The sequence below is a fragment of the Sedimentitalea nanhaiensis DSM 24252 genome (assembly GCF_000473225.1).
Classification (GTDB): Bacteria; Pseudomonadota; Alphaproteobacteria; order Rhodobacterales; family Rhodobacteraceae; genus Sedimentitalea; species Sedimentitalea nanhaiensis.
On record NZ_KI421509.1, the window covers coordinates 1,011,105 to 1,037,634 of the forward strand.

At 61.0% G+C, this 26,530-nt stretch carries 24 protein-coding genes and 3 tRNA genes; 13 read left to right on the forward strand and 14 right to left on the reverse strand.

All coding sequences use genetic code 11. From position 1 onward, the window contains the following. Nucleotides 1-280 precede the first annotated feature (280 nt). From NANH_RS0106560 to NANH_RS0106570, 3 genes are all read left to right on the forward strand, one after another. Entirely contained in the window at nucleotides 281-610 is a 330-nt protein-coding gene (locus tag NANH_RS0106560; protein WP_027261300.1) for a hypothetical protein, read from the forward strand. Nucleotides 611-675: 65 nt separating this feature from the next. Next, complete coding sequence (locus NANH_RS0106565) at nucleotides 676-2,052, forward strand: M20/M25/M40 family metallo-hydrolase (protein WP_027261301.1); 1,377 nt, start codon at nucleotides 676-678, stop codon at nucleotides 2,050-2,052. Between the two features lie 116 nt (nucleotides 2,053-2,168). After that, the gene (locus NANH_RS0106570; RefSeq protein ID WP_161631365.1) at nucleotides 2,169-2,945 is read left to right on the forward strand and encodes an META domain-containing protein; all 777 of its coding nucleotides are present in this window, start codon (nucleotides 2,169-2,171) and stop codon (nucleotides 2,943-2,945) included. A gap of 14 nt (nucleotides 2,946-2,959) precedes the next feature. Here the strand turns inward: NANH_RS0106570 and NANH_RS0106575 are convergent, their stop codons facing one another. After that, nucleotides 2,960-3,832: a glycosyltransferase family 2 protein gene (locus tag NANH_RS0106575; RefSeq protein ID WP_027261303.1), complete on the reverse strand. Its 873-nt coding sequence runs from the start codon at nucleotides 3,830-3,832 to the stop codon at nucleotides 2,960-2,962. Nucleotides 3,833-3,915: 83 nt separating this feature from the next. On the opposite strand from NANH_RS0106575, the gene NANH_RS0106580 reads away from it, so the two are divergent. Next, nucleotides 3,916-4,686: a hypothetical protein gene (locus NANH_RS0106580; RefSeq protein WP_245601414.1), complete on the forward strand. Its 771-nt coding sequence runs from the start codon at nucleotides 3,916-3,918 to the stop codon at nucleotides 4,684-4,686. 65 nt (nucleotides 4,687-4,751) lie between these two features. On the opposite strand, the gene NANH_RS0106585 is transcribed toward NANH_RS0106580, so the two are convergent. The 5 genes from NANH_RS0106585 to NANH_RS25680 form a co-directional block, all read right to left on the reverse strand. Beyond that, nucleotides 4,752-4,828, reverse strand: a tRNA-Asp gene (locus tag NANH_RS0106585). Between the two features lie 50 nt (nucleotides 4,829-4,878). Continuing rightward, nucleotides 4,879-4,955: transfer RNA gene (locus NANH_RS0106590), tRNA-Asp, on the reverse strand. Between the two features lie 50 nt (nucleotides 4,956-5,005). Beyond that, nucleotides 5,006-5,082, reverse strand: a tRNA-Asp gene (locus tag NANH_RS0106595). Nucleotides 5,083-5,379: 297 nt separating this feature from the next. Further along, nucleotides 5,380-5,970, reverse strand: coding sequence for a dimethylsulfonioproprionate lyase family protein (locus NANH_RS0106600; protein WP_051372266.1), 591 nt, complete (start codon nucleotides 5,968-5,970; stop codon nucleotides 5,380-5,382). Then, nucleotides 5,967-6,884, reverse strand: a complete 918-nt coding sequence (locus tag NANH_RS25680; protein WP_051372267.1) for a LysR family transcriptional regulator — start codon at nucleotides 6,882-6,884, stop codon at nucleotides 5,967-5,969. Before NANH_RS25680 ends, NANH_RS0106600 begins: the two co-directional genes overlap by 4 nt. A gap of 155 nt (nucleotides 6,885-7,039) precedes the next feature. Here NANH_RS25680 and NANH_RS0106610 point away from each other — a divergent pair, with 155 nt between their 5' ends. From NANH_RS0106610 to NANH_RS0106640, 7 genes are all read left to right on the forward strand, one after another. Beyond that, a complete protein-coding gene (locus NANH_RS0106610; RefSeq protein ID WP_081710435.1) occupies nucleotides 7,040-8,377 on the forward strand; it encodes an NAD(P)/FAD-dependent oxidoreductase in 1,338 nt (445 codons plus the stop codon). A gap of 98 nt (nucleotides 8,378-8,475) precedes the next feature. Continuing rightward, nucleotides 8,476-9,516: an ABC transporter substrate-binding protein gene (locus tag NANH_RS0106615; RefSeq protein WP_027261307.1), complete on the forward strand. Its 1,041-nt coding sequence runs from the start codon at nucleotides 8,476-8,478 to the stop codon at nucleotides 9,514-9,516. A gap of 66 nt (nucleotides 9,517-9,582) precedes the next feature. Then, a complete protein-coding gene (locus NANH_RS0106620) occupies nucleotides 9,583-10,668 on the forward strand; it encodes an ABC transporter ATP-binding protein (protein WP_139236477.1) in 1,086 nt (361 codons plus the stop codon). A 1-nt stretch (nucleotide 10,669) separates the two neighbouring features. Continuing rightward, nucleotides 10,670-11,554, forward strand: coding sequence for an ABC transporter permease (locus tag NANH_RS0106625; RefSeq protein ID WP_027261309.1), 885 nt, complete (start codon nucleotides 10,670-10,672; stop codon nucleotides 11,552-11,554). After that, nucleotides 11,554-12,378 (forward strand): ABC transporter permease, encoded by an 825-nt coding sequence (locus tag NANH_RS0106630; protein WP_027261310.1) that lies wholly within the window; start codon nucleotides 11,554-11,556, stop codon nucleotides 12,376-12,378. The genes NANH_RS0106625 and NANH_RS0106630 overlap by 1 nt, the downstream gene beginning before the upstream one ends. A gap of 1 nt (nucleotide 12,379) precedes the next feature. Further along, nucleotides 12,380-14,011, forward strand: a complete 1,632-nt coding sequence (locus tag NANH_RS0106635) for a GMC family oxidoreductase (protein WP_027261311.1) — start codon at nucleotides 12,380-12,382, stop codon at nucleotides 14,009-14,011. Beyond that, nucleotides 14,008-15,111: a mandelate racemase/muconate lactonizing enzyme family protein gene (locus NANH_RS0106640; RefSeq protein WP_027261312.1), complete on the forward strand. Its 1,104-nt coding sequence runs from the start codon at nucleotides 14,008-14,010 to the stop codon at nucleotides 15,109-15,111. The genes NANH_RS0106635 and NANH_RS0106640 overlap by 4 nt, the downstream gene beginning before the upstream one ends. Before the next feature lie 6 nt (nucleotides 15,112-15,117). Here NANH_RS0106640 and NANH_RS0106645 read toward each other — a convergent pair whose 3' ends face one another. Genes NANH_RS0106645 through NANH_RS0106660 form a run of 4 tightly spaced genes read right to left on the reverse strand, consistent with a single transcriptional unit; the run spans nucleotide 15,118 to nucleotide 18,252 of the window. Beyond that, entirely contained in the window at nucleotides 15,118-15,888 is a 771-nt protein-coding gene (locus NANH_RS0106645; RefSeq protein ID WP_027261313.1) for an ABC transporter permease, read from the reverse strand. Further along, entirely contained in the window at nucleotides 15,885-16,637 is a 753-nt protein-coding gene (locus NANH_RS0106650; protein WP_027261314.1) for an ABC transporter permease, read from the reverse strand. The genes NANH_RS0106645 and NANH_RS0106650 overlap by 4 nt, the downstream gene beginning before the upstream one ends. A gap of 9 nt (nucleotides 16,638-16,646) precedes the next feature. Next, a complete protein-coding gene (locus NANH_RS0106655; RefSeq protein ID WP_027261315.1) occupies nucleotides 16,647-17,420 on the reverse strand; it encodes a transporter substrate-binding domain-containing protein in 774 nt (257 codons plus the stop codon). 31 nt (nucleotides 17,421-17,451) lie between these two features. After that, nucleotides 17,452-18,252 (reverse strand): ABC transporter ATP-binding protein, encoded by an 801-nt coding sequence (locus NANH_RS0106660; protein WP_036049511.1) that lies wholly within the window; start codon nucleotides 18,250-18,252, stop codon nucleotides 17,452-17,454. 143 nt (nucleotides 18,253-18,395) lie between these two features. Here NANH_RS0106660 and NANH_RS0106665 point away from each other — a divergent pair, with 143 nt between their 5' ends. After that, nucleotides 18,396-19,178 (forward strand): dimethylarginine dimethylaminohydrolase family protein, encoded by a 783-nt coding sequence (locus tag NANH_RS0106665; RefSeq protein ID WP_027261317.1) that lies wholly within the window; start codon nucleotides 18,396-18,398, stop codon nucleotides 19,176-19,178. A gap of 65 nt (nucleotides 19,179-19,243) precedes the next feature. On the opposite strand, the gene NANH_RS0106670 is transcribed toward NANH_RS0106665, so the two are convergent. The 4 genes from NANH_RS0106670 to NANH_RS0106685 form a co-directional block, all read right to left on the reverse strand. Next, nucleotides 19,244-20,293: a 2-oxoacid:ferredoxin oxidoreductase subunit beta gene (locus NANH_RS0106670; protein WP_027261318.1), complete on the reverse strand. Its 1,050-nt coding sequence runs from the start codon at nucleotides 20,291-20,293 to the stop codon at nucleotides 19,244-19,246. After that, nucleotides 20,293-22,173, reverse strand: coding sequence for a 2-oxoacid:acceptor oxidoreductase subunit alpha (locus NANH_RS0106675; protein ID WP_027261319.1), 1,881 nt, complete (start codon nucleotides 22,171-22,173; stop codon nucleotides 20,293-20,295). The genes NANH_RS0106670 and NANH_RS0106675 overlap by 1 nt, the downstream gene beginning before the upstream one ends. After that, nucleotides 22,170-23,960 carry an FAD-dependent oxidoreductase gene (locus NANH_RS0106680; protein ID WP_027261320.1) on the reverse strand — a complete coding sequence of 597 codons (1,791 nt, stop codon included), beginning with the start codon at nucleotides 23,958-23,960 and terminating at the stop codon, nucleotides 22,170-22,172. Before NANH_RS0106680 ends, NANH_RS0106675 begins: the two co-directional genes overlap by 4 nt. A gap of 375 nt (nucleotides 23,961-24,335) precedes the next feature. Further along, on the reverse strand, nucleotides 24,336-25,220 hold the full coding sequence (locus NANH_RS0106685) for a LysR substrate-binding domain-containing protein (RefSeq protein WP_027261321.1): 885 nt from the start codon (nucleotides 25,218-25,220) through the stop codon (nucleotides 24,336-24,338). A gap of 117 nt (nucleotides 25,221-25,337) precedes the next feature. Between NANH_RS0106685 and NANH_RS0106690 the strand changes: the two genes are divergently transcribed. Next, nucleotides 25,338-26,525 carry a 2-aminoethylphosphonate--pyruvate transaminase gene (locus NANH_RS0106690; protein ID WP_027261322.1) on the forward strand — a complete coding sequence of 396 codons (1,188 nt, stop codon included), beginning with the start codon at nucleotides 25,338-25,340 and terminating at the stop codon, nucleotides 26,523-26,525. Nucleotides 26,526-26,530: the final 5 nt, after the last annotated feature.

Genomic DNA, 26,530 nt, shown 5'->3' on the forward strand with positions numbered 1-26,530 from the left:
CTAGGTGTGTGGTTTAGTGGTCGGTATTCGACGTATCCCGCTGCGTTTATTGGTATAAAGTCTTAGTAGGTTTGTGGTTCAGGGTTCTGAGCGAACCCTGGTTGGGATAAACGGCAACGACCGGTCGCCTGCATGGGCACTCTTACCGGTCGTTGTTCCATCTCCAAAGCGCACACGCATAATGCATCTATTGCAAACCACTATCTGTGGCAGAGCTTGACTGCCTCTGCGACGCGTATCACGGCTTGCAAATCTTGGGCCAGCGTAACGGAGCATTGATATGACAATACACCTGGGTTTGGCTGCCTCCGTAATCCTGATGATCTTGACGGCCGGGGGCTATGCCGTGGCCACATTGGGCATGAAACTTGCATCGGACCAATTGAACGCGCAGGCCCTGACGTTGATTGTGATCGGGCTGGCCAGTGCGGCCTTGGCGGAAATCGTGGTGTTGCGTCATGCCAATCTGGCCGTGATCTATCTGGGGATCATAGCCTTTGAATCTCTGCTTGTGCTAAGCATTTCAGCGGCCGTTGGTGACACACTCAGCGCGCAACAGGTGTTGGGGGCGTCTCTGCTCTTGCTGGGCGTGGGTCTGGTCCTCACCTGACAGGCTGGACACGGCCTGCGGCGCTGCTACGGTCGCTCGAAACGCAAAGACCAAGGAGCCGCCCCATGTCCCTGACCGATGTCCTGAGCCGTATTGACAACGACCTGCCCGCAGCCACGGACCGGCTGATGGAGTTGCTGCGGATCCCGTCGATCTCCACCGACCCGGCATACAAGGCCGATTGCGACGCAGCCGCCGATTGGCTGGTTACAGATCTGAACAGTCTGGGCATTGCCGCCGAAAAGCGCCAGACACCGGGTCACCCGATGGTTGTCGGCCATCTGGACGGCCCCGGCCCGCATCTGCTGTTTTACGGCCACTACGATGTGCAACCTGTCGATCCGCTGGACCTGTGGGATCGCGATCCGTTCGACCCGGCCATCGAGGAAACCGCCAATGGCCGGGTAATCCGCGGCCGCGGATCATCGGACGACAAGGGGCAGCTGATGACTTTTGTCGAAGCCTGCCGCGCCTGGAAAGCGGTTAACGGCACCCTGCCTTGCAAGCTGACCTTTTTTCTTGAAGGCGAAGAAGAAAGTGGCTCGCCCAGTCTGGTGCCGTTCATGCAGGAAAATGCGGACGAACTGAAATCCGACCTCGCCCTGATCTGCGACACCGGTCTGTTCGACAGTCGGGTGCCTGCGATCACCACCATGCTGCGCGGTTTGCTGGGCGAAGAAGTGACGATCACCGCCCCGGACCGTGATCTGCATTCGGGCATGTATGGCGGCATTGCGATGAACCCGATCAGGGTGCTGTCGCGCATCATTGCATCGCTGCACGATGACACCGGGCGCATCACCGTCCCCGGCTTTTATGACGGCGTCTCCGAAGTGCCCGAACACTTGCGCGCCCAATGGCAGGGGCTGGCCTTTGATCATGCCCGGTTCCTAGGCGATGTCGGCCTGTCCCAACCCGCAGGCGAACAGGACCGCACACCGCTCGAAATGATCTGGGCGCGTCCGACCTGCGAAGCAAACGGAATCGTTGGCGGTTATACCGGTGACGGGTTCAAGACCGTCCTGCCCTCCAAGGCCAGCGCCAAAATCAGCTTTCGGCTGGTCGGCGATCAGGACCCGGTCGCGATCCGGCAGGCTTTCCGCAAGATGGTCACAGACGCCCTGCCGCCAGATTGCACTGCCGCGTTTTCCGCGCATGGCGCATCCAGGGCCGGAGCCTTTGAAACCACCGCCCCGGCCTTTGAGGCGGCGCGCAAGGCGCTGAGCGATGAATGGCCGGATCCGGCGGCCTATATCGGTTGTGGCGGCTCGATTCCGATTGCCGGGCATTTCCAGAACATCCTGGGCACCACGCCGATGCTGATCGGATTCGGCAAGGACGACGACCAGATCCATTCGCCGAACGAGAAATACGACGTCGAGAGCTTTCACAAGGGCATACGCAGCTGGGCACGCGTTCTGGATGCGTTGGCCCGCAGATGAATGCGCGGTTCTTGTCCACGTCGGGAAACGGCCCGGCATCCCAAACCCGGCGGTTGTGAAACCGCGCGTGCTTCCCATCTTGGCACATGACGCTGCCCAACAAAGCGAGCCCCGCCATGCCCCTCATATTGCGCCCGTTCAAACTCGCCCTGGCATTCCTGCTTGCCGCCACGACACTGGCCCCCCCTGCCCGCGCCCAAACTGACTCCGCGCAGGCGGTCACCGTTTCCGGACAGATCACCTATCGTCAACGCATCGCGCTGGCACCGGACAGCATCGCCACCGTTTCGCTGCGTGACATTTCGCTGGCCGACGCCCCGTCCAAGGTCGTTGTCGACGCCTCGTACACTGGCCACCAGGTTCCGATCCCGTTTGAACTGGCGATTGCGGGCGATCTTCTGGATCCGCGTCACAGCTACTCGGTCAGCGCGTCCATCCGTGGGGCAGACGGTGCACTGTTATGGACGACCGACACCGTGATCCCGGTTGACCCGACGCAACCGCAGACCGATGTCGGTGCAATCGACCTGACTCCGGTCGCCGCCGCACCGGCATCCGGGTCGGAGATCCTGACGGGCGACGCATGGCGCATCGAAGATATCGACGGGCGCGGCGTGATCGACATTGCCCAGACCACGATTGCATTCGATACCCAGGGTGGCGTGTCCGGCAGCGGCGGGTGCAACCGCTATAATGCCAGCTATGAGCTGAACGGAGAAACACTGAATATTGGGGGAATTGCCGCAACGCGCATGGCCTGTGTTCCGGCTGTGGGGGCGCAGGAACAGGCGTTCTTTGCCTTGCTGAACGGCCCCCTCAAGCTGCAGATATCCGAAACCGGCGCTTTGGTGATGACCAACGCCCGGGGACAAACCCTGACCGCGCGGCGCTGATCGGCGTGCTGCGCTCAGATCAGGCGATTGAACCGTTCGGGCAACAGATATTGCGTGTCGGTTTCAGCCCGTTCGAACGCCCAGTATCCGGTGCTTCCGCGCGCCGCCCAGCTGCGGTGCATGTGGCGGCGTAGCGGGCCCATCTCGAATCCCTCCTGCATCCGCAGCGCCTGAAATCCGGCGAAGACCTCGTGATCCTCGCCGCGCGTTTCTGCGAACCAATGCCGCCCGATCGCCGCCTCCTTGACACTGGCACCGGTTGCTGCCGTGACGGCATTGCGCCGGTCCATGGCATCGGAATAGGCCGTCATGTCACAGAACTTGAGATGCAGCAGGTACAGGTGTTGCGGTGTGTGCAGCTTGTCATATTGGGTAAAATGCCCGCCGCGCGCGATCTTGGTGCCCACCGACACGACACAGGGTTTGGAGTAATGGGGCGCCGGACGCACATGGCGACGCGGTCCCAACACGTAGTCCTCGATGCGTTCGTCCTCGACGTCGATGCGGTGGATCACCTCAAGCCCCAATGGGGTCAACACGCGGTTGGTCGGCACGGTTTTCAACCAGCTGAACAGATCACTGCCCGCTTCTGGATCCAGCACCACCAATTCGTCCACGTCGCCAACGATCACATGGTTGTAGTAACAGCGCAGCCCCATGACAAAATTATTCAGCATGCGCCAGCGTTTCATGTCAAAATTTCGATGCGGATCGCCCGGAATGCCAATCACATTGCATCCCCGCGCCATGTCAGCGACCCTCGATCCGGACCCGTGGTTGATTACGTAACAGTTTTCGCGCCCCAACAGACCGCCATAGTGGTGCAGCCACAACTTCAGAAAGAATGTGTCGTCTCGTACCATGGTCAGTGCGGCGGCGGTTTGCATGTCCAGGATCCTGCTGTTTGATGTGCATCGTGTTAACGACAATGGCACTATAAGAGAATCGATAGCTTCCGGTGACCGTTTTCATGGGTCGTCGCCACAATAAGGATTGCGCCCTGCTTCCTGCTGATTTTGCCAGTTCCGGTCTGGTCGTAAACCGCATCGGCCCGCCCCCGACCCGGTTCCAGGTGCTGGGCGAACGTTCCAGCGGCACCAACCTGGCCAGCCGCCTGCTGGCGCGCAACTCGCACATGCAACCCTCGGACGCACTCGGGTGGAAACACGGCTTTCCGGCGGCCATCGCCATTCCCGCGGATCTGGCGGTGATCTGCATGGTGCGCAACGCGGCGGGCTGGGCGCGCTCGATGCATGCCAAACCCTGGCACACAGCTGCAGAGATGCAGGCCATGGAGTTTTCTGAATTTCTGCGCGCGCCATGGCACAGCACCATCGACCGACCGCGGTATTTTCCCGCCTCCAAGGGGATGGTCGGTCAACCCCTGCAGCAGGATCGCGATCCTCAATCCGGTTGCGCATTCGCGAACCTCTTCGCCTTGCGCCGCGCCAAGTTAACAGGCTTGATAAGCTACCTGAACAGAGGCTGTACCTGTGTGGTACTGCGAATCGAAACCCTGCAAGCGGAGCCAGAAACGATAGTCGATGCGGTCTTGTCGGGCCTCGATCAGCCCGCGCGCATCACCCCGTTTCGCCCGGTGGTGAAACGGCTGGGGTCACGGTTCAAGGCGGCGATCCAATCGCGCCCGGCAACCCCCGATCATCTGGCTGAAAAGGATCTCGCATTTTTACGCACCCAGACCGACCCGGATCAGGAAGCCCTGTTGGGATACGTTTACTGATACAATCGCTACGGATGCCCGCAGGCTCCGGGTGACACTGATGCTGCCGTGAACAGAGAGTGAAATGGCGCGGTTGACGGGGCTCGAACCCGCGACCTCCGGCGTGACAGGCCGGCACTCTAACCAACTGAGCTACAACCGCGCGCATGCCTTTCGGCAGTGCCGGATACCCCCGGCCCAGGAACGCAGNAGTGGCGCGGTTGACGGGGCTCGAACCCGCGACCTCCGGCGTGACAGGCCGGCACTCTAACCANCTGAGCTACAACCGCGCGCATGCCTTTCGGCAGTGCCGGATACCCCCGGCCCAGGAACGCAGCAGTGGCGCGGTTGACGGGGCTCGAACCCGCGACCTCCGGCGTGACAGGCCGGCACTCTAACCAGCTGAGCTACAACCGCCCGCTGCGTCAGGGGGTAATATGGCGCGGACCCTGCCCCGTCAAGCGGGGTTTATGCGAAAATCTCACTTTTCAGCTTGGGGTGTGACGCGAGGCCCCGCGCCGGTCGCCAGTGGCCCGGCGTCAGGGCGAATTCGGCTCTGCAAACGCGCAGTACCCAAACCAGCCATGATCCAAATCCCTGTGCGCCAGGTCGTCTTTGCGACACGGGTCATTTCATCGGTCGGGGCCGGAAGGTTCCGCCAGATGTGACGCGGCCCACCCGCCGTGCGCACCGCCGGTAAACCTGCGTGTCCGGTTACACGGCGTAAGAATCGGCGCCCAGATCGCCGGTCCATCCCCATAGCGCCAGCATGCCGCCCGCCCCGGTTCGCATCCCATGCGGCTGACCGGGTAGATGATGGATGAACGCCCCCGCCTCTTGCAGGCGAGCGGGGCCAACCCCTACTTGCCACTCCGCTTGCCCCCGCAGGATATGATACAACTCTCCGGCGGCGTGCCTGTGACTGGGATAGCTCACCCATGGCCCTTGCAACAGCAGGCCAAACCGCAGATTGCGCGCCGCAAACATGCCATCCGGACCCAGAATTTCTGTCACCGCCATGTTGTCGGTCAAAGACGCGGGCAACCTGCCAAACCCGGGCCGTCGCCAGAACAGATCGCGTACAGCGGCCGACAAGGGCGCGGACAAGTCATCCCGCATCTGCGCGACCAGATCGGGCAGCAGATCGCAGGTGTCCATCCAAACAGGATCGGGCATCGGGCCCGAGATATCTAGCCTCAGCACCTCGCGGCGCAACTGTCCGGCAATCGCGCTGTCGTGGACCTGCAAGCGCGCAACCAAGGCGTCCAGCAGAGCCTGCAGCCGCAGTCTGCGCGCCCCACTCAACCCGGGTTCTCCTGCGCCACCACAGCATCGTGGACCAGCAACCCGTCGCGAATGCGCTGGCACAGTTCGGTCGCGGCGGTGCCCATCTTCTGTCCTTTCGCAGTGATCACGGCCAATTCGTGATCTATACGCGGCTCAAACGGCCGCCAGACCACACCGTCGGCCAATTCGGCCTTTCCGTTGATGGGGTCGATCACGGCCACGTCATTGCCGGCCGCCACGATATTGCGGGCAATTGCAAAAAAGTAACTGGTCACGTTGCGCCGCACGCTTGTACCGGTCTCCGACAGCATGCGCTCTAGTTCGCGATCCACCACGTGATCGCCGGTGATACCGACAACGGAACGGGTGTTCAGCGCGTCGGGCCGGATCACCTCGGCCAGCGCCAGTGGATCGTTCCGATGCATGATACAGACACACTCCAAACGGAATATTTCGGCATTCAGGCCAGCGACCGGCACAGGAGGGTCGATCACACCGATATCCATCTGTCCGCCACTGACCCAGGACGCGATCTGGCGCGAACTGTGTACCCGCAGATCCACGGTGATCCCTGGTCGGTCACGCTGAAACGCGGCGATCAGGCGCGGCAGGAAATTCACCGCCAGCGCACCGTTTGTCGCAATGCTCACACTGCCCGCCGTGCCCAGCCGAATGTCTTCGGCACGCTGCTGGATACGCGAAACCGCCACCAGTCCCTTGGCGACCTCATTGTGCAGCAACATCGCATCGCCCGTCGGGGCAAAGAACCCGCGTTCGCGGTGAAACAGGCGGAACCCCAGGTCGGCCTCCAGCGTGTTCAGCGCGATGCTGACCGCCGGTTGCGTCAGGTTCAACCGATCTGCGGCCCTGGTAACGGACCCGGCTTCGATCAGCGCATTGAACACCTGCAAATGTCTCAGCTTTAGCTGCACGCTCCGCCCGTTCGTTGGTAGTCTGTTCCAAACTTCATAAAAATTTCGAATACAGAGATAACAGAAATTAAGTTGATCTAATCCCCCCGCCTTTCTACCGTCAAGCCATTCCGTCTTCCAACGGTTCCGACACACAGGCAACATGGAGCTCGCGATTGAACAAGATACCGCGACAGACCTCGAACGAGCCGTTGTGCGAGGGCTGGAAAGACAGCGCCTACTGGCTGGACGGCTTGCCACCGGCGCCCACGATTCCGGACCTTCCGCTGCGCAAAGTGGATATCGCCATTATCGGGTCGGGATATACCGGACTGAACGCGGCCATCCAGACCGCGCGCGCAGGCCGTTCGACGCTTGTCCTGGATGCCGAAAACCCGGGCTGGGGCTGCAGCACCCGCAACGGTGGACAGATCAGCACCAGCATCAAGCCGTCGCTCCAGCGTCTGACAAATCGGTTCGGCGCGGCACGCGGGCGTGCCATCCGACAAGAGGGGGAGTCTGCCCTGGACTGGATCGGCGCATTTGTCGCCCGCGAGAACCTGGACTGTGCCTTTACGCGCTGCGGACGCTATCACGCGGCGCACACACCGGCGCATTACGAAGTGATCGCGCGAGAAGCCGAAATCATCAGCCACACAGAGGGTGTCCAGGCCCATGCCGTACCACGATCCGAGCAACACAACGAATTGGGCAGCGACGCCTATTTTGGCGGCGTTGTCTTTCCGCGCCACGCAGCGCTGGACCCGGCCCTCTACCATCGGGGGCTGCTCGATCTGGCGCTCACAGCAGGCGTGCATGTCACCGGGCATTGCACCGTGCAAGGACTTGAGCGGCAACACACCGGGTTCCTTCTGACCACCGCAAAGGGGCCGGTGCAGGCCCGCGAGGTTCTGGTGGCTACCAATGGCTATACCGGGCACCCCAGTCCCTGGCTGCGGCGGCGGGTTATTCCAATCGGCAGCTATGTCATCGCCACTGAACCCATTGCTCCGGATTTGATGGACCGGCTGTTTCCCACGAACCGCATTGCCAGCGACACCTGCAAGGTGGTCTATTACTATCGTCCCAGCCCGGACCGTACACGCATCCTGTTCGGCGGGCGGGTCTCGGCTGGCGAAACCAACGCCGCGATCAGCGGCCCGCGCCTGTATCAGGACATGTGCCGGATCTTTCCGGAACTGGCCGATTACGCGATTACACATTCCTGGGCGGGCCAGGTTGCGTATACATTTGACGAACTGGCCCATACCGGCGTGCATGACGGTGTGCATTACGCGATGGGATATTGCGGGTCGGGCGTGTCGATGGCCAGTTATCTGGGAATGCGCGCAGGCCAGAAAATGCTGGGCCTGAAAGACGGGCGCACGGCGTTCGACGACTTGCCGTTTCCCACCCGCCCCCTGTACACAGGGCGTCCTTGGTTTCTTCCGGCGACCGTTGCCTGGTATCGGTGGCGTGACCGGATGCAATGGCGCAGGGCACAGGCCATGTAACCCGCGAACAACCGGGCGGTCGTGCTGTCGCACCGTCCGGAACAGACAATGGACAGCACGGCACCAACGGTGCCCACCCAACAACCGGAGGACTAGACATGAAAACTTCAATCGGACTGACACTGGCGGCGACTTTGCTGGCAAGCACGGCGCTGGCACAGGACAAGCAGGTGACCATCGCATCCTGGGGCGGGTCCTATCAAGAAGCACAGAGCAAAGCGCTCTTCCAGCCCGCCGCAGAAGCGACCGGCATCGCGGTCAAGGAAGAAACCTATGGCGGCATGTCCGATGTGCGCCTTCAGGTGTCTTCCGGCGCGGTGACGCTGGATATCGTGGCCAGCGGATCAGGCTCTGCGGCCCGCGCCGGGGCCGAGGGTCTTTTGGAGCCGCTCGACTATGATGTGATCGACGTGTCGAGCTTCTACCCGACCCTGAAATCGGAATTCTGCGTTGGCGGCGACGTATTTTCAACCGTCTATGCCTGGAACACCGACACCTATACCGACGCTGCACCGCAAAGCTGGGCGGACTTTTGGGATGTCGAAACCTTCCCCGGTTCCCGCGCTTACCGCGGCAAGGTCGCCGGGGCGCTGGAACCTGCGCTGATGGCCGATGGAGTTGCCCCGGAGGACGTCTATTCGGTTCTGGATTCCGAGGACGGCATCGAGCGGGCCATCAACAAGATCCGCGAGTTGAAGCCAAATATCGCTGTCTTCTGGTCCTCGGGCGCGCAACACGCCCAACTGATGAAGGATGGCGAGGTGGACATGACCACCGGCTGGAACGGTCGGTTTGACAACGCGGCCAAGGATGGCGCCAAGGTCGCATACAGCTTTAATCAGGCGCTGCTGGACTACGACTGTTTCGCAATCCCCAAGGGTGCGCCCAACCGGGACACGGCGATGGAATTCCTGGCCGAGATCAGCAAGGCCGAATATCAGGACGATCTGCCGAAATACATCACCTATGGCCCGACCAACAAGGCCGCCTATGACACCGGAGTCATCAGCGCCGAAGTCGCGGCGGGCCTACCCTCGTCGCCAGAGAATGCCGCTCTGCAGCTTCCGATCTCATTGGAATGGTATGCCAAGTGGGAAACCATCGCCGACGAAATGTACCAGGAAATGCTGACCGAATAGTCCGGACAGGCCGATAGATCGTGGGTCGCGATCTGACCCGCGATCCCGTGAAGGAGAAAGCCATTGATCGACTCCAAGCAGGGCGCACTGCCAATCGCGGTGCGCAATGTCACCAAGACCTATGGCCGGGTCCATGCGCTGGATGATGTGTCTCTGGACGTGAAGAGCGGCGAGTTTCTGACCCTGCTGGGCCCGTCCGGATCCGGCAAGACCACGCTGCTGATGGTGCTGGCCGGGTTCACCCGACCGGATTGTGGCAGCCTGAAATTTGGCGACACCGAAATGATCCGCACCGCACCGCATCTGCGCGATGTGGGCATGGTGTTTCAGAATTACGCACTGTTTCCGCACATGACGGTGGCCGGTAACGTCGGCTATCCCTTGCGCCTGCGCAAGGTCGGCAAACACGAAGCCGACAAACGGATCGAGCGCGCACTAGATACGGTGCAACTCGGCGGTTTTGGCGACCGCCGCATTGATCAACTATCGGGCGGGCAGAAACAACGGGTCGCACTGGCACGATCGATCATATTCGAGCCGCGCATCCTGTTGATGGATGAGCCCCTGTCGGCGTTGGACAAGAAGCTGCGCGACCGCATGCAGATCGAACTGCGCCACCTGCATGAAAAGCTGGGGATGACAACGGTCTACGTGACTCATGACCAGCGCGAGGCGCTGACCATGTCGGACCGGATCGCGGTGGTGAACCATGGCCGCATCATGCAACTGGCCACGCCGCAAAACCTGTACAACCAGCCCGCCAACCGGTTCGTCGCCGACTTCATCGGCGACTCGACCTTTTTGCCGGTCACACGCCGCGGCGATGCGGTGGCCCATGGCGAGACCCGATTGAACCTGTGCGGCCCGGTGCCTGAGACAGCCGGATTGCTGTTGATGATGCGCCCTGAACGGGTGCGGCTGGCAAACGAAACCACTGCACCAGACGCCAATCGCTTTGACGCCAGGGTGTCAGAGGTCGTCTATCAGGGCGACAGTTACCTGATGTACGCGCATCTGGCGGGGGGGGCCGAGATCGCCCTGCGCGGAGCGATCCGCAAGGGCACCGTGGACGGCTTGCCAGGTGTCGGAGAGCCGGTGGTTCTGGCGCTGGATGTCGCCGACACCGTGATCATCGCGGATGAGGACGCCTGAGATGAGCGATATGTCGATAAACGCATCCGGGTTGCGCCGGGACGAAACGATGGAACGGATGCGACTGCTCGGGCTTAGTTCTCCGGCATTGATCCTGGTTCTGGTCATCATGGTCATCCCGGTGGGATGGCTGTTCTACGTGTCCTTTATCGGCGCAGACGGGCAGTTCTCGTTAGAAAACTATGAGCGCATGATCAAGCGTAAATCTTACATGCGCATTTTCTACACCACCTTTCAGATCAGCCTGTTGACCACCGGATTGTGCATTCTGATCGGCTATCCGCTGGCCTATTTCATGTCGCAGTTACCCCAACGGATCGCCAATCTGTGCCTGATCACGGTGCTGCTGCCATTCTGGACCTCACTGCTGGTGCGCACCTATGCTTGGCTGGTGCTGTTGCAGAAACGCGGGCTGGTGAATGACTGGGCCATGTCGCTGGGGCTGTGGGACGAGCCGATAAAAATGGTGCATAACATGACCGGCACGCTGATCGGCATGGTACATATCATGCTGCCCTTCCTGATTCTGCCGGTTTATGGCGCGATGCGGGCGATCGATCGCGATTACCTGAAAGCCGCCGCCAACCTGGGAGCTAGCCCGCGTCGCGCCTTCTGGACTGTGTTCTTTCCGCTGTCGACGCCAGGGGTGTTCGCCGGGGCATTGATGGTCTTTGTGCTGTGCCTCGGTTTTTTTGTGACCCCGGCGGTGCTGGGCGGTGGCAAGGTCATCATGGTGTCGATGAAGATCGTTTCCAACATCGAACTGTTTGTGAACTGGGGCGCGGCCAGCGCACTTGGCGTGGTGCTGATGCTGCTGACGGTGGCAGTGCTTTGGATCGCGTCGCGGTTCCTGAACCTGGAGAAGATGGCCGGAGGCGGGCATTGATGTTGCGCTGGTTGCAAAGCCCCGCCTCGGACACACAAATCACGCACGGGCAACGGATGTGGCTGTATGTCTTTGCCTGCATCGCCATGATCCTGCTGGTCTTGCCCACCCTGATCGTGATCCCGATGTCGTTTTCGGATTCGCAATATCTCGAATTCCCCCCCGAGACCTGGTCGACGCGCTGGTATGCGCATTACTTCGGCTCGCCCGAATGGATGCAGGCCACCGCGACGTCGCTCAAGGCGGCGCTGCTGACCATGCTGGTGGCAACGCCGATCGGGGTTGTGGCCGCCTATGGGTTACATGCCTCTCGCATCGGGTTCGTGCGGGTTGCCTTTGTGCTGCTGATCACCCCGATGATGGTGCCCGTGGTGCTGATCGCGATCGGCGCGTTTTATGCCTATGTAAAGCTGAACCTGCTTTATACCCTGACCGGGCTGGTTTTGGCCCACACGGTTCTGGCCTTGCCGCTGGTGCTGATCGTGACCGGATCCGCATTGAAGGGCTATGACATGAACCAGGAAATGGCGGCGCGCAGCCTGGGAGCACCGCGCTGGAAAGCGTTTCTGACTGTCACCCTGCCCCAGATCCGATTTGCCGTCGTGACCAGCGCCCTGCTGTCGTTCCTGACTTCGTTTGACGAGGTGGTCATCGCCATGTTCATCTCGGGTGGCGACAACCCGACCCTGACCCGCAACATGTTCAACGCGTTACGTGACCAGATCGATCCGACTATCGCGTCGATTTCAACAATCATGATTGTCATCACCTCTCTAATGATGATTTTTGCCCAGATTTTTGGGCGCGGCGCCTCGGACAAATAACGTGCCGCAATTCGACTACATCATCGTCGGAGCCGGATCGGCGGGGTCGGCGCTGGCCAGCCGGCTGAGCGATGACACCAACACGACGGTTCTGTTGCTCGAGGCGGGCGGATCGGACCGCAGTCTCTGGATCCAGGTGCCTATCGGCTATGGCAAGATCTTTCATGACGCCCGGGTGAACTGGAAATACACCACCGAACCGGATCCAAACCTGAACGGTGCGCGGGTATACTGGCCGCGGGGCAAGGTGCTGGGCGGTTCGAGTTCGATCAACGCAATGGTCTATGTCCGCGGCCATCGCCGGGATTTCGACGATTGGGGGGCCGTCGCGCCGGGCTGGGCGTGGAACGACGTGGCCCCCGTCTTCAAGCGGATCGAGGCGTGGGACGGCGACGAGAGTGACCTGCGTGGGCGCAGCGGCCCGCTGGCCGTGCATGATGTCGCGCCCGAGGTCCACCCCCTGACCCGCACCTTTTTGCAGGCGGCCAACCAGTGCAATATTGCGACCAATCCCGACTATAACGGCGCTTCCATGGACGGGGCGGCCTGTTACCAGATCACCACGCGAGGAGGGGTGCGTGCCAGCGCCGCGCAGGCCTATCTGAAACCGGCGCGCCGACGTGCGAACCTGACCGTGTGCACCGGGGCGATGGCGACGCGGGTGCTGATCGACCGGATGCGCGCGACGGGTGTCGAATACCGCCACAAGGGACAGCTGCAAACCGTCCAGGCTCGGCGCAACGTCATCCTGTGCGGTGGCGCAATCAACTCGCCCCAACTTTTGCAATTGTCCGGAATCGGCCCCGGTGCCGTATTGCAAAGGCAGGGGATCAAGGTATTGAGCGACGCGCCGCAGGTCGGGCGAAACCTGCGGGATCACCTTGGGGCCGACACCCTTTTGCGGGCGCGCGTTCCCAGCCTGAACCAGCAACTGCGTCCCTGGTGGGGCAAGTTTTGGGCTGGTTTGCAATACGTCCTGGCGCGCAAGGGGCCACTGTCGCTGAGCCTGAACCAGGGCGGCGGATTTGTTCGCCTGACCCCGCAAGCGGATCGCCCGGATCTGCAACTGTACTTTTCGCCGGTCAGCTATACCCGCGCGCCCGTTGGCACGCGCCCCTTGATGAATCCGGACCCGTTTCCCGGTTTTCTACTGGGGTTCAATCCGTGCAGGCCCACCAGCACCGGACATCTGGAAATCCGCTCTCCCGACCCGTATACGCCGCCATTGCTGCAGGGCAATTACCTCTCCACCCAATACGACATCGACCTGATGCGCGCCGGAATGCGCCTGATGCGCAGGATCGCCGCCGCGCCGGCGTTGGCGGCGGTGATCGACTCGGAAATCTCGCCCGGCTGCGAAGTGCAGACCGATGCCCAGATCGATGCCTATCTGCGTGACAAAAGCTGGTCGGTGTTTCATCAATGCGGCACTTGCCGGATGGGTGCCGACGCTGCGACATCGGTGGTGGATGCCCGTCTGCGGGTACACGGGATCGACGGGCTGAGGGTGGCCGATGCGTCGATCTTTCCCACGATCCCCACCGGCAACACCAACGCGCCCGCCATCATGGTCGGCGAAAAAGCCGCCGACATCATCCGACAGGATGCCCGGCAAGGAAAGGGTTCCTCATGAAAATCCGGTGCATCGAAACCTTCTGCACCCCGTTCGTCGGTTTTGTGCGGGTCACCGCCCAGGACGGCGCACAGGGCTGGGGACAGGTTTCGACCTATCATTCTGACATCACGGCGCAAGTCCTGCACCGGCAGGTGGCCCCCTGGGTGCTGGGGCAGGACACCTCAGATCTGGACGATCTGCTGGATATCGTCACCGAGCGCGAGCACAAATTTCCCGGCTCGTACCTGCGGCGGGCGATGGCCGGGTTTGACACCGCGATCTGGGATCTGCGTGGCAAACTGGCGGGCAAGCCGGTTGTCGAACTGCTGGGGGGAACACCGGGGCCGCTGCGAGCCTATGCCAGTTCCATGAAGCGCGACATTACCGCGGCGGACGAGGCCGCGCGACTGAAACATCTGCGCGACACCCAGGGCTTTGACGCCTTCAAGGTGCGCGCCGGGGCCGAAGTCGGCCGAAACCGGGACGAATGGCCGGGCCGTACCGAAGAGATCATCTCTACCATGCGCCGCGAGTTGGGCGGGAACGTGGATCTGCTGATCGATGCCAACAGTTGCTATTCCCCGAACCGCGCCATCGAGGTCGGGCATATGCTGCAGGACAACGGCTTTTGCCACTACGAGGAACCCTGCCCCTATTGGGAACTGGAGCAAACCAAACAGGTGACCGACGCACTGGAGATCGACGTGACCGGCGGCGAGCAGGATTGCGACCTGCCGACCTGGAAACGGATGATCGACATGCGCGCCGTGGACATTGTGCAGCCTGACATCCTGTACCTGGGCGGCATCGCCCGCACCCTGCGCGTCGTCCGTATGGCCCAGGAGGCGGGCCTGCCGGTCACGCCCCATTGCGCCAACTTGTCACTGGTCACGCTATTTACCATGCATCTGCTGCGCGCCATTCCCAATGCCGGAAAATACCTGGAGTTTTCCATCGAGGGGGCAGATTATTATCCTTGGCAGGAGGGGCTGTTCGTCGAGTCGCCTTACACCATTGAGAATGGACAGGTTTGCGTCACCGACGCGCCGGGCTGGGGCGTCAGGATCGCGCCGGAATGGCTGGCAAAATCGGACTATCGGGTCAGTGAGGCCGAATAACAGGTCTCATACGCCCTTGGTTGGAACCCGCCGTTCCAGCCATCGGAACATCAGCGTGATCAGCCCGGCAATTGCCATATAGATCACCGCCAGCAGCAGCAGCGGCTCATAGACGATAAACGTGTCCTGGCGCACCCGCGAGGCAACCGCGTAGATCTCAATGATGGTGATGGACGCCACCAGAGGCGTCGCCTTGAGCTGTAAAATGGTTTCTCCGGCCAGCGTCGGCAGCGCGCTCTGGATCGCCTGCGGCAACCAGATCCGGCGGAACAGGGTGAAACGGGGCATGCCAAAGGCTTTGGCAGCCTCGACCTGCCCCTTGGCAACGCTGGAAAATGCGCCGCGCATCACTTCGCCCTCGTACCCCGCATAGGACAGCGTCAACGCCAGAACCGCATAGGGCCAGGCCTGGCGCAGATAGGGCCACAGCTCGCTGCTGCGGATCCAGGGAAATTGCGGAAAAAGCGAGCCCAGCCCGTAATATAGCAACCAGATCTGCAACAGCAGCGGCGTGCCCCGGATCACGGTGCAAAACACCCGCGCCGGGGTGGCCAGATACCAGGGGCCGATGGCCTGTGCCAATCCCAGAGGGATCGCCAGAAGAAACCCCAAAATCGTCGTCACCACCAGGATCCAGATTGTTCGCCACAGACCCAACAGCGCCAGATCGGTGTATTTCGGGATCCAGTCCCAACGCATGGAAAACGCACACCACAACACGATCCCAAGTGCAATCAGGATCATCACAATCCGGTGCGGCAGCAGAAACGCCCTCATGACTTGGCCTGCCGCAACGAGGGCTGCCCCTTGCGCGCCCAGGCCTCGACCCGCTTAAAGACGCGCCCCGACAACAATGTGACCGTCAGGTACAGACCGCCGGCAGCCAGGAAAAATGTGAAATAGGCCCGCGTACTGGACGCCGCCTGTTTGGTCTCCAGTGTCAGTTCATTGAACCCGACGATGGCCAGCAACGCAGTATCCTTGGTCGCGATCAGCCACAGATTTGCCAGGCCCGGAATGGCAAAGGACATCATCGCCGGTATTGTCACCCGGCGCATCAGCATCAGCGGTGGCATGCCAAAGGCACGCGCGGCCTCGATCTGGCCCGGCGGCACCGCCAGGATCGCACCGCGCAGAATTTCGGTGGCATAGGCCCCCTGTACCACCCCCAGCACCCAGATCCCGGCGACAACACCGCTGATTTCAACGCGCTCGCCACCAAAGCCCATGACCAGTTTATTGATAAGGTCGGTGCCGACGTAATAGAGGATCAGGATCAACACCAATTCCGGCACCGCCCGCACAACCGTCGTGTAGATCGCCAGCAGATCGCGCAGGATCGGTCCGCCATACAGCTTGCCGTATGCGCCAAACAGCCCGATCAGCAGGCCAAAACCAAACGCGCCAAAGGCAATTTGCAACGAATTGGCCAGCCCCCGCAAAAGATTGCCCCCCCACCCCGGGGGGGACAATGCAAGCAATTCAAAGGTGCTGGTCAGGCCAAGCGCCTCGACAAGACCACCCACCGGACCGGCCTATTCGCTGTAGATGCTGGTGGTGAAATACCTGGCAGTGATCGCCTCGTGGGTGCCATCCGCGAGAACGGCGGCAATTCCGGCGTTCAACGCCTCGCGCAACGCATCGTCGCCCTTGCGCACACCGGCACCGACACCCTTGCCCAGAATGGCCTCGTCATTGGCAACCGCGCCCTTGATCTCGCAGCAGCCGCCCCCGTCGCTGTTGACAAAATCGGCCATGGCGATGCTGTCCGCCTGGGTCGCGTCGATCCGCCCGGCAACCAGATCCTGGTTGGCTTCGTCCTGGGTCTGATAGATGCGCAGTTCCGTATCGCCTTCGAAATGTGCCTGGGCATAGGCCTGGTGGGTGGTCGACGCCTGCACCCCGAGGATCTTGCCCGCCAGCGATTCAGGTGTTGCCGCTATATCCATCGACTTGTCGGCCACAATCACGGCCGGGGTGTTGTAATAAGGGTTGGTAAAGTCGATGGTCTGCATACGTTCTTCGGTAATCGACATCGAGGCCATGATGGCGTCGATCTGTTGTCCGGTCAGCGACGGGATGATCCCATCCCAGGCAACCGGCGTGATGACGCATTCCAGCTTGGCCGCGGCGCAGACCGCGCCGATGATCTCGATTTCCCAACCGACCCAGTTGCCCGCCGCGTCCGGTGCCGCGAACGGCGGATAGGGTTCGGCGGCGATGCCGATCTTGACCTCATCGGCCGTGGCCGCGCCTGCCGCGACTGTCAGCGCGGTCAGGCCCGCGGTCAGGATATGCTTGATTTTCATTGGTCTTTCTCCCTGTTGTGTGTTCCGTCGTCTATGCAACGGATTTCAGAAACTGTTTCAACCGATCCGATCTCGGTGCCCCGAACACGGTCTCGGGCGGGCCTTCTTCTTCGATGACCCCATTGTGCAGATAGATCACATGTGTGGCGACCTCTCGTGCAAACTTCATTTCATGGGTGACCAGCAACATTGTGCGCCCCTCGGCGGCCAGATCGCGGATCACCGACAGCACCTCGCCCACCAGTTCCGGGTCCAGCGCGCTGGTCGGTTCGTCGAACAGCATGACGCTGGGCTCGATCGCCAACGCGCGCGCTATGGCGGCGCGCTGCTGTTGACCACCTGACAGAAATGCCGGAAAGGTATCCGCCTTGGCCGACAGCCCGACCCGCGCCAACAGTTTTTCGGCGCGCACGATGGCTTCTGCCTTGGGGACGCCCAGTACATGCACCGGAACTTCGATCACATTTTCCAGCAGCGTTCGGTGCGTCCACAGGTTGAAGGCCTGGAACACCATCCCCAATCGGGTGCGGGCCTTTTCGATCTGCTTGCGGCTGACCGGCGTGCCATCCGGGCGCATGGCGATGTCCTCACCACCGATCACGATGCGTCCGCTGCTGGGCGTTTCAAGGAAATTCACACAGCGCAGAAAGGTCGATTTTCCCGATCCGCTGCCCCCGATGATCGCCACGACATCGCCCTTGTGCGCCACCAGAGACACCCCCTTGAGCACTTCGAGCTGGCCAAAGGACTTATGCAGGTTTTCGACGCGAATGGCTTCGTCTTCGGATGCGGCACCGGCGGCACCGGCATCTTGGGCGGGATCTGCGGACATTCGGCTCTCCGGAATTTGCTGTGTATTAGGGAAAAATTGCGCTGGGGATGCAAGCGCTTATTATGGGTATTCAATTCCGGCGCTTGCCGTGGCAGTGAAATTCTGGAACACAAAGCGGCGTCCCCCCGTTGATTGAGGTCACGATGTCCAACCCATCCTTCGAGTTCACCCGCGCCGTCACCCGCAAACCCGGTGCCAGCATCATCGACGGGTTGCGCGCCCAGGATATCGGCACTCCCAATCTGGAGACCATGTTGCAACACCACGCCGACTACGTCGCTACCCTGCGCGAAACCGGTGCCCGGGTGATCGAACTGCCCGCGCTGCTGGACTTTCCCGATGCGGTGTTCGTGGAGGACACTGCCTTGTGTCTGCCCCAGGGCGCGATCCTGATGCGTCCGGGGGCGGAGACCCGGCGCGGCGAGGTCGTCCAGATGGCCCCCACCCTGCGCGCCCAGTATGACGAAGTGCTGGAAATTTCCGGCCCCGGCTTTATCGAAGGTGGCGATATCCTGACCACCGAGCGCGAGATCCTTGTTGGGCGCTCGGCCCGCACCGATGCCGCCGGGATTGCCGAGCTGACCGAACTGGTTGCGCCCTGGGGTCATGCTGTGCGCGAGGTTCACACCCCCGAGGGTGTGCTGCATTTCAAGACCGATTGCTCCCTGCTGGATGCAGAAACGATCCTGGCAACTCAGCGCCTCGCGGCCACCGGGTGTTTTGACGGATACCGCGTCATCAACACCGCGCCTGGCGAAGAGGCGGCCGCCAATACGATCCGGTTCAACCAGTTTGTCCTGATGCCAGCCGGTTTCCCGAAAACCGCCGCCACTTTGCGGGCTGCCGGATATGACGTGCGCGAAATTGGCAACAGCGAATGCGCCAAGCTGGACGGTGGCATGTCCTGCCTGTCACTGCGGTTCTAGGGCCTCTTGCATTCACCGGATCCGCGTATTCGTGGCATGGCGAATACATTTGAACGCAACCGGCTCTAACGCAGCCCTTCATTGATACTGTCCAGCATCTTGCTGCCGGGGCACAGCTCGTCCTTGCCCAGTTCATTCAGGGGGCGGCTGGCCAATTCCAACGTATCGTTCAGATCCCGCGAATTCGGATCCAGGAACAGCAGGCCGGTCAGGATGCGGCGATCCTGTTGCGCCGACCGGATCGCGGTCAGCGCTCCGGTCCGGTCATCCGCCGCATAGCCGGCATCGGCCTTGAGCAGGTGAATGACCGATCCATCGTGCAGCGTCACCGCATGGCTGGTACCTTCGGCATATTCGGCCCGGATCTCTTCGCGCACGGGTACGAAATCTACTGGCATGGCGTCCAGATGGTCGCGCGTGCTGCCATAGCTTCTGGTCGACCCGGCATGGTTGTTGAAGGTGACGCAAGGCGACACCACATCGATAAAGGCAAACCCATCATGCGCCATCGCCGCCCGGATCAGCGGCTCCAGCTGGTCCTTGTCGCCCGAGAAACTGCGGGCGACAAAACTGGCCCCCTGCAGAACCGCGAGACTGGCCAGATCGATGCCGTCAAACGGGTTTGCGGCTCCGCCCTTGCTGACGGATCCCAGGTCTGCCGTGGCACTGTCCTGCCCCTTGGTCAAACCGTAGCAGCCGTTGTTTGCGACAATATAGGTCATGTTCACATTGCGCCGGATCAAATGAATGAACTGCCCCATGCCAATTGACGCCGTATCTCCGTCGCCCGACACGCCGATATAGGTCAGGTTCCGGTTGGCCAGGCTGGCCCCTGTCGCGACCGAGGGCATCCGGCCATGCACCGAGTTGAACCCATGCGAACGGCCCAGGAAATAGGTCGGCATCTTTGACGAACAGCCGATCCCGGACACTTTGGCGATGCGGTGCGGTTCCAGCGCGGATTTGAAACAGGCGTTTCGGATCGCCGCCGAAATACTGTCATGACCGCATCCCGCACACAGGGTCGAGATCGCCCCATCGTAATCGGCAACCGTAAACCCCAGCGCATTGGTGGGCAATCGGGGGTGGCGGAATTTGGGTTTGATAAAGGACATCAGGCGGTCTCCGGATGCAGGGGGATCACGTTTCCACCGGCAGCGTTCAGGGTCTCGCGGATTTCGGCCGCGATGTGGCGGGCCGTGATCGGCGTGCCGCTGTAATTCAACACCGCAGTCAGCTTGCCCGGTGGAATTTCGCATTCGTTGCTGATCAACCGCCGCATTTGTCCGTCGCGGTTCTGTTCGATCACAAAGATCAGGTCATGGGCATGGATAAAGTCGTCAAGACTGCGATGAAACGGAAACGCCCGGATGCGCAGGGTATCAATGGGATACCCCTCGGACGCCAACATCTCGACCGCTTCATAGCTTGGCGAGGCGCTGGTGCCAAAGAACATCGCCCCCAGCTTCAGATCGCTGGCCGGTTTGGTCAGGCCGGGCGCATTCTTGACCTTGGGTTTGGGCACGTATTGTTTGGCGGTTTCGAATTTGCGCAGCAACCGGTCGACATTCTGTACATAGTCCTCGCCGCGCTCGCTGTAGACCGCCATTTCGGACTTGGACGATCCGCGGGTGAAATACGCCCCCTTGGACGGGTGTGTGCCCGGCAGGGTACGATAACAGATCCCGTCGCCATCCACATCCTTGTAGCGGCCCCAGTTTTCCATCTGCTCCAGCCCATCGGCATCCAGCACCTTGCCGCGATCCAACTGGCGGCTGTCATCCCATTCCAGCGGCGGAGACATCCAGTCGTTCATGCCCAGGTCCAGGTCCGACATCATGATCACCGGCGTCTGCAAGCGGTCCGCCAGATCGAACGCATCCACGGTCATATCGAAACATTCGCGCGGCGTGGCCGGGAACAACAGCACCTGCTTGGTGTCGCCGTGACTGGCATAGGCCGCCGCCAGCACATCGGATTGCTGGCTGCGAGTGGGCATGCCGGTAGAAGGCCCCGAGCGTTGCACATCGACCAGAACCACAGGCACCTCGGCAAAATAGGCCAGGCCAAGGAATTCGCTCATCAGCGACAACCCCGGCCCCGACGTGGCGGTAAAAGCGCGCGCGCCGTTCCAGCTGGCGCCGATCACCATGCCCATCGCGGCCAGCTCGTCTTCGGCCTGAACCACCGCAAAGTTCTTTTTGCCGGTGCCCGGATCAATCCGCATCCGTTCGGCATATTTGGAAAACGCATCCACCACCGATGTCGACGGCGTAATCGGATACCACGCAGCCACGGTCGCGCCACCATAGATAGCGCCCAGCGCGGTGGCGGTGTTGCCGCTCATCAGGATGTGGTCGAACTCGCGGATATGCGGCGCGATATTGTCGCCCTGCTGCAAGCGGACCGGCAAAGGACAGTCGAAATGTTCACGCGCATAGCGAAATCCCATTTCGAGTGCGTGCACATTCGACGAGATCAGCTTTTCCTTGCCCTTGAACTGAGTATTCAACAGCCCCTTGAGAACCGAAAAATCAATCTCGATCAATGCTGCCATCGCACCGACATAGACGACATTCTTGAGCAGCTGCTGCAAGCGCGGCGTCGGAAATTCGCGCATGCACATCTCGGTAAAGGGAATGCCCATGAAATGGATGTCGTCGCGCTGCAGTTGGGGGGCCAGCGGTTTGGTGCTGTCATAGATAAAGTAACCGCCGGGTTCGACGCTGGCGATGTCATCGGCCATGCTTTGCGGATTGACGCAAACCATGATGTCCACTCCGCCCCGCCGCCCCAGATACCCTTGCGAGCTGACACGAACCTCGTACCAGGTAGGCAGCCCCTGAATGTTGGACGGAAAGATGTTGCGCGGGCTGACGGGGATACCCATGCGAAAGATCGCCTTGGCAAACAGGCTGTTGGCGCTGGCCGACCCGGTTCCGTTTACATTGGCGAACTTGACTACAAAGTCATTGATACCGAGCAGCGTCTTCATCCGACCTCCATCAGGTTCGGGGTGGCCTTGGTCACCGAATAGGTAAACCGCATCATGTCCCATGCCGCGGTCGGGCAGCGTTCGGCACACAGCCCGCAATGCAGGCAGACATCTTCGTCCTTGACCATGACCCGGCCGGTTTCCAACGGACCCGATACATAGAGCGCCTGTTCCGGCTCTATTGCCGGAACCGCCAGGCGGGTCCGCAAGTCATCCTCGGGGCCATTGGCAATGAAATTGATACAGCTGGTCGGACAGATATCGGTGCAGGCGTCGCATTCGATACAGGTGTCGGCCGTGAACACGGTCTGTACGTCGCAGTTCAGGCAGCGTTCGGCCTCGACAAAGGCCGCGTCCAGGTCGAACCCCAACTCGACTTCGAGCTTGCGATCCTCCAGCGCGCGGTCCAGATCGGCCAGCGGCACGGTCAGCCGCAGATCCTCGGTCGGAGCGCTGTCATAGCTCCATTCGTGAATGCCCATCTTCTGGCTGACCAGGGTGACATCGGGAGCTGGCCGCGCAGTCAAATCCTTGCCTGTGCAATACAGATCAATCGAGATCGCCGCCTGATGCCCCTGGGCCACCGCCGTGATGATGTTTTCTGGCCCAAAGGCCGCATCGCCGCCAAAAAACACATCCGGACGGGTGGACTGTAACGTCACTTTGTTCAGCACAGGCAGACCGTGCGCGTCAAAGTTCACTCCGGTGCTGCGCTCGATCCAGGGAAAGGCATTCTGCTGACCGATCGCAATCAGCACATCGTCGCAGGGGTAGAACGCCGGCTCTTCGCCCGTCGGTACCAATTCGCGGTGCCCGTCCTTGTCGTAAACCGGCTTCACCTTCTCGAACGTCATGCCGGTCAGCTTGCCGTCTTCGATCACAAAGGTCCTGGGCACGTGGTTGTCGATAATCGGGATGCCTTCATGAAGGGCATCCTCCTTTTCCCATGGCGAGGCCTTCATGTCTTCGAACGGGCTGCGGACGATCACTTTGACGTCCTGCCCCCCGAGGCGGCGGGACGTCCGGCAACAGTCCATTGCGGTGTTGCCGCCGCCCAGCACGATCACCCGCTTGCCGATGGTTTTCACATGCTCAAAGGCGACATTGGCCAGCCAGTCCAGCCCGATATGAACATTGGCATCTGCTGTATCCCGCCCCGACAGATCGGGCAGATTGCGTCCTCTTGGGGCACCGCTGCCGACAAAGACGGCATCGTAGTGTTTGTCCAGAATCGCCTGCATACTGTCCACATAGGTATCGAACCGGGCCTTGATACCCATATCCAGAACATAGCCGATTTCTTCGTCCAATACCTTTTCAGGCAGTCGAAAGGACGGAATCTCGCTGCGCATGAAACCGCCCCCCTTGGCCTGCGCATCATAGAGGTGCAACTCGTACCCCAGCGGAGCCAGATCCCGTGCGACAGTCAGCGAGGCCGGGCCACCGCCGATCAGGGCAATTTTCTTGCCATTGCCCGGGCCAGCCTTGGGCAAACGCGGTGTAATGTCGTCCTTGAAATCCGCTGCCACCCGTTTCAGGCGGCAGATCGCCACCGGCTCCTCTTCGACCCGCCCTCGGCGACAGGCCGGTTCACAGGGCCGATCGCAGGTGCGCCCAAGGATGCCGGGAAAGACATTGCTTTCCCAATTGACCAGATAGGCGTCGCTATAACGTTGCTGGGCGATCAGGCGGATATATTGGGGCACAGGCGTGTGGGCGGGACAGGCGTACTGGCAATCGACAACTTTGTGAAAGTACTCCGGATCCCCGGTATTTGTCGGCTTCAACTCCACCCCCCTCATAAACCACGAGTCCAGTGTACGACGGTATACGTCCATTCCAAGCGAAGTTTTCGTGAGGGCGCAACCGGAATCCATGGCTGTTGCCGACAGGATGCAGAAGTTACACGGCACGGTTGTTTCCGCCTGACAGTCAGGCGCGTATTGGCGACCTAGCCCGCGGTTCTATGGGATACAGACGCCATAGCGCGCCCCGACATCCGGGTCATAAATTCCCGTTACGACGCGCAGCAACCATTAACCGGCACGCACCGTTCCCGAATGGACACGCCGATTGTTTCGCGTTCATGAATGGCCGTTCAACGGCAAACAGGCCCGCGACTCGTGAAACATCGTCTTGCCAGGTCAGGCGGCGCGTCCGGATCAGACGGACCGAGGGTGGGCCGCCAGTTCCTGCCACGCAATATCCATGAAAGCCCGGATGACCTTGACGTCACGGCGTTGGGCCAGATGGACGATTGTTTCATGCATATGCAGCCCGTCCGCCTGCAAATCGAACAGCTCCAACCGGTCATCATTGCCATATTCCGCCCGCGAAACGAATCCAACGCCTGCGCCCGAAGCGACCAGCTCGCGCACGGCCTCGCGCCCTTCGGCGACAATGGCAGGGTGCAGGACGATACCTTGTACGGCGGCTGCGGCCTCGAGCTTTTGTCGCGTTTTGGACCCGGCCTCGCGGAAAATCAACGGCAGGTCGATCAACTCCTTTAGGCCCAACGCCTGTCTCGGGGGTTGCAGGATCCCGTGTGCAGCAAAGGCCACGATATCCGAGCCGCCAAGGCCGAGCGACACCATCTCCTTGCCGGGCGATACGTCCCCGACGACTCCAATCTCGGCTTCATAAGCGCGCAGCTGTTCCAGGATGTCTTCGGTATTGCCGCCATGCAGCGACACAGTCACCTCCGGATAGCGTTTGCGAAACCGCCCAAGGATCGCGGTGACATGATGGGCGGAATCCGCGACGATGCGCAGTTCGCCGTCAATGGCCGCACCGGCTTCGGACATCAGTTCGCCAATCTGCTGCTCCACCTCGAAATATTGCCGGGTCAGGCGAAACAACCGTTCACCTGACCGCGTCAGCCGCACCCGCTTGCGCTCGCGGTGAAACAACAGCACATCATGATCCTGCTCCAACTTGCGCACCTGTTCGGAAATCGCCGGCTGGGTCAGATACAGCGATTCCGCGGCACGCGAAAAACCGCCCAGCAGGGCCACGTGATGAAAGGCTTTCAATTGGCTGTGACGCATCGGTTCATCCCTGAAAGATCCATAGGCGCGGCCTATGATGACATTGCTAAATGCAATTTCCCATATACAAGATGCTGCGGCAATAGTGGTTTCAACACACCTGACCGGGACATCGAAATGACTTCGTACAACACCGTGATTGAGCCACCCCGACTGGGCGAACCCTATCTGCTGACACCGGGGCCGCTGACCACGTCCTGGGCCGTGAAACAGGCCATGCTGCGCGACTGGGGCAGCTGGGATGATGAGTTTCGTGCCGTTACCCGCGAATTGCGCACGCGGTTGCTGGCGATGCTCGGTGACGGCGCTGAAGAATTCGATTGTGTGCCGATGCAGGGATCCGGGTCTTTTTCCGTCGAGGCGATGCTGGGCTCTTTTATACCCCGTGACGGTAAGGCGCTGGTGCTGGCAAACGGTGCCTATGGGTTGCGGTCGGCAGAAACCCTGCGCTATCTGGGGCGCGATTTCACGCTGCTGGACAAAGGCGACTACCTGCCGCCGCGCGGCGACGACGTGACGCGGATCCTGGCTGATGATCCGGCCATAACCCATGTGATCGCGATTCATTGCGAGACCAGTTCGGGCATCCTGAACCCAGTCGAGGAGATTTCTCAGGCCACCTATGCCGCCGGCCGCAAGCTGTTGATCGATTCGATGTCGGCCTTTGGCGCCATCGACCTGAAACCATCTGAAATCCGCTACGAGGCACTGGTATCATCGGCCAACAAATGCATCGAGGGCGTGCCCGGTTTCGGGTTCATCATCGCCCGCAAGACGGAACTGGAGGCCGCCAAGGGCAACAGCCATTCCCTGTCGCTGGATGTGCATGCGCAATGGACGCATATGAATAAAAGCGGTCAGTGGCGATTTACCCCGCCCACCCATGCCGTGGTCGCATTCCTGGAAGCTCTGCGCGCGCACCAAGCCGATGGCGGCGTTGCGGCGCGCGGCGCGCGTTATACCCGCAACCGTGACGTGATGGTGGCCGGGATGCGCGATCTGGGGTTTGTGACGCTGCTGGACAATCGCTGGCTCAGCCCGATCATCGTCACATTCTTTTGCCCTGCCGATGGCAATTTCATCTTTGACCGGTATTACGAGTTGATGAAACAGAAGGGGTTTATCATCTATCCCGGAAAGTTGACTGTCGTGGACAGTTTCCGCGTCGGCTGTATCGGGCAGATGGATGAAACCGTGATGCGGCAGGTTGTCGCCGCCGCCAAAGAATCGCTGGCTGAAATGGGGGTGACCGATGCCGCCCCTCCCGACGCCGCCCTGAAAGAACGCGCCAAACTGGCCGCCTGAACCGA